Source organism: Mesorhizobium sp. M4A.F.Ca.ET.022.05.2.1 (assembly GCF_003998845.1).
In the GTDB taxonomy this organism is placed as follows: domain Bacteria; phylum Pseudomonadota; class Alphaproteobacteria; order Rhizobiales; family Rhizobiaceae; genus Mesorhizobium.
Genome location: NZ_RZOJ01000583.1, coordinates 1 through 2807 on the forward strand (window position 1 = coordinate 1; position 2807 = coordinate 2807).

The 2807-nt window shown below is 67.3% G+C and carries 3 protein-coding genes; all 3 read right to left on the reverse strand.

Annotated features, from left to right (window positions below; genetic code table 11):
* The coding region (locus tag EN745_RS33095) for an ABC transporter permease (protein ID WP_145992280.1) at window positions 1-762 on the reverse strand (762 nt) is incomplete at its 3' end.
* A complete protein-coding gene (locus EN745_RS33100) occupies window positions 759-1745 on the reverse strand; it encodes an ABC transporter permease (protein WP_127423191.1) in 987 nt (328 codons plus the stop codon). The genes EN745_RS33100 and EN745_RS33095, both read right to left, overlap by 4 nt.
* Window positions 1746-2006: 261 nt before the next feature.
* The coding region (locus EN745_RS33110; protein ID WP_245487899.1) for an ABC transporter substrate-binding protein at window positions 2007-2807 on the reverse strand (801 nt) is incomplete at its 5' end.

Consider the following 2807-nt stretch of genomic DNA (forward strand, 5'->3'; position numbering starts at 1 on the left):
GGTCAGCACCAGCGCGATGCCGGGGATGATCGACAGGAAAGGCGCGGTGCGCAAAACAGCACGGCCTTCGGCGATCATGCCGCCCCAGGTGACGAGGTTGGGGTCGCCTAGGCCGAGAAAGGACAGGGCGGCTTCCGTCAGGATCGCCGCCGCGACGATCACCGAGGACAGTGCCAGCACCGGCGGCAGCGCGTTTGGGAGCACTTCGCGAAAGGCGATCTCGAGCGGATGCATGCCGATGACACGGGCGCCGGCGACATAGTCGCGTTCGCGGATCGACAGCACTTCGGCGCGCGCGACGCGCGCCGGTCCCGTCCAGGCGCCAAGCGCGATGGCCGCAACGACCACACCGAGGGAAGGGCCGACAATGCTGACGAAGGCCAGGGCCAGCAGGAAGCCGGGCACGGTCTGGAAGGCATCGGTAATGCGCATCAGCACCTCGTCGATCAGCCCGCCGGCAAAGCCCGCCAGCGTGCCGACCACCGCGCCAATGACCAGCGCGGCAGCGGCCGCCGCCAGACCGACGGCCAGCGAGGTGCGGGCGCCGTGGAAAAGCTCGGCCAGCACGTCGCGGCCGAGCCGATCGGTGCCGAGCGGCAGCGACCAGGTTTGGAATGGCGACAGCAATGCCGGACCTGCAATGGCTTGCGGATCGCCGGGAAAGAGCAGCGGCGCGGTAAGCGCCATGGCGAAGAGCGTCGCAAAAATGACGGCGCCGGCGACCGCTTCCGGCGTGCAGAAGAAGCGATGCAGCCGGCTCATGCGCCGGCCTCGCTGGCGCCGACGCGGGGGTCGAGCAGGGCGTAGGCGAGGTCAACCAGGAGGTTGATGAGGATGACGAGCACTGCGCTGACCAGGATGATGCCGAGAAGCAGCGGCGTGTCACGTCCAGCGACGGCCTCCTGCGCCAGCCGGCCGAGGCCGGGCACGGCAAAGACGCTTTCGATGACGACGCTGCCGCCGAGCATCTGCGCCGACTGCAGGCCGAGCATGGTGACCAGCGGCAGGAGCGCGTTGCGGGCGACGTGGGCGAGCACGATGCGACGCCGCGACAGCCCCCTCGCGCGGGCGGCGAGGACAAAGTCCTGCCGCCAGGCCTCGGCCATGCCGGCGCGCGTCATGCGCAGGTAAAGCGCGAGATAGATGAAACCGAGTGCGGCGACCGGCAGCACGAGATGGGCGGCAATGTCGGCTGCCCGCGCCAGCCCGGTCCTGCCGGAGGCGATGGTCTCGATGCCGCCGATCGGCAGCCAGCGCAGGTCGACGGCGAAGATGACGATCAGCACCAGGCCGAGCCAGAAGCTCGGCACGGCATAGAGCGCCAACGAGCCGATCGACAGGAAACGGTCGCGAAAGCTGCCAGGCCGGGCGCCGGCATAGATGCCGAGCGCCGAACCGAGGCCGAAGGAGAGCGCGGTGGCGCTGCCCATCAGGAGAAGCGTGGTCGGCAAGCGTTCGAGGATGACGTCACGGATCGGCCTGGAGAAGGTGACGGACTGGCCGAGGTCGAGATGCAGCAGCGCCCAGAGATAGTTGGCGAGCCGCGTCAGCTCCGACTGGTCCAGGCCCCAGCGATGGCGCAGCACCTCGATCATGCCGGCATCGCCGCCGGTCGAGACGATATAGGCGTCGACCGCGTCGCCGGGCGCTGCCTCGAGCAGGAGGAAGGTGCCGATGACGACGATCAGCAGCACGAAGACGCTGCCGAGGAGACGGCGGCGGATGAGGGTGAGGGCGCGGGTCATGGCGAAGCCGCTCCAAGGCCAAGCCATGAACGCCGTGTTCTACGGCGCCCCCCTCTGTCCTGCCGGACATCTCCCCCACGAGGGGGGAGATCAGCTGGCGCCGCGGCTTTTGCCAACCTCCAACGCTGCAGGAAAGTGCGAGGCGCCAAAGCCGCCAATCTCCCCCCTTGTGGGGGAGATGTCCGGCAGGACAGAGGGGGGCGCGAAGGAGCTCTCATTCTCGAAGCTGAGCACCCGAGCTGTCGATGCGCAAGTATGGGATCAACCCGCCAAATAAGTGTCCGCCCAGTTCGAGACCGCCCAGCGCGGGTTGTTGGCGATGTTGCCGACCGTATCGCGGGCGACGCTGATGAAGCTCCATTCTGCGACGTTGATCAGCGGGAGATCCGCCGCGACCTTCTTCTGGAATTCCTTGTAGAGCTCGGTGCGGGCGGCGGTATCGAGCGTCTCCGACGCCTTGGCGATCAGCGCATCCAGTTCCACGTTCCTGTAGCCGCCCTGGTTGGAGAAGGGCACGCCATCCGGGATGCCGCTCTGTACGAGAATGGTGGTCGAGATCGCCGGGTCGCCGCGGAACACCGGCGGGCCGACGGCGAGGTCGAAGGCATGGTCGGTGTAGACGGCCTTGATGTGGGCGGGAGAGTCGTTGTTGACCAGTTCGGCGTCGATACCGACGGCGGCGAGCGCCTGGCGCAGATAGTCGCCGAACTGCTTGGTCTCGTTGAAGTAAGGCGCCGGCAGGAGCTTCAGCGAGAAGCGGTTGCCGTCGGGGCCTTTCTTGTAGCCGGCCTCGTCGAGAAGCGCATTGGCCTTGGCGACGTCGAATGCATAGGTCGGCACGTCGGCGGTGTAGAACTGCGGATCGTTCTTCGGCACCGGGCCGGTCGCGGTGGCGGCGTAGCCGAGGAAGATCGTCTTGACGACGAAGTCCTTGTCGATGGCATGCGCGATCGCCTGGCGCACTTTCAGATCGGCCAGCTCCTTGCGGCGGTGGTTGATCTCGACGACGAGCTGGTAGGTCAGGCCTTCATAGCCCTTGGTGATCACCTTCAGGCCAGGCAC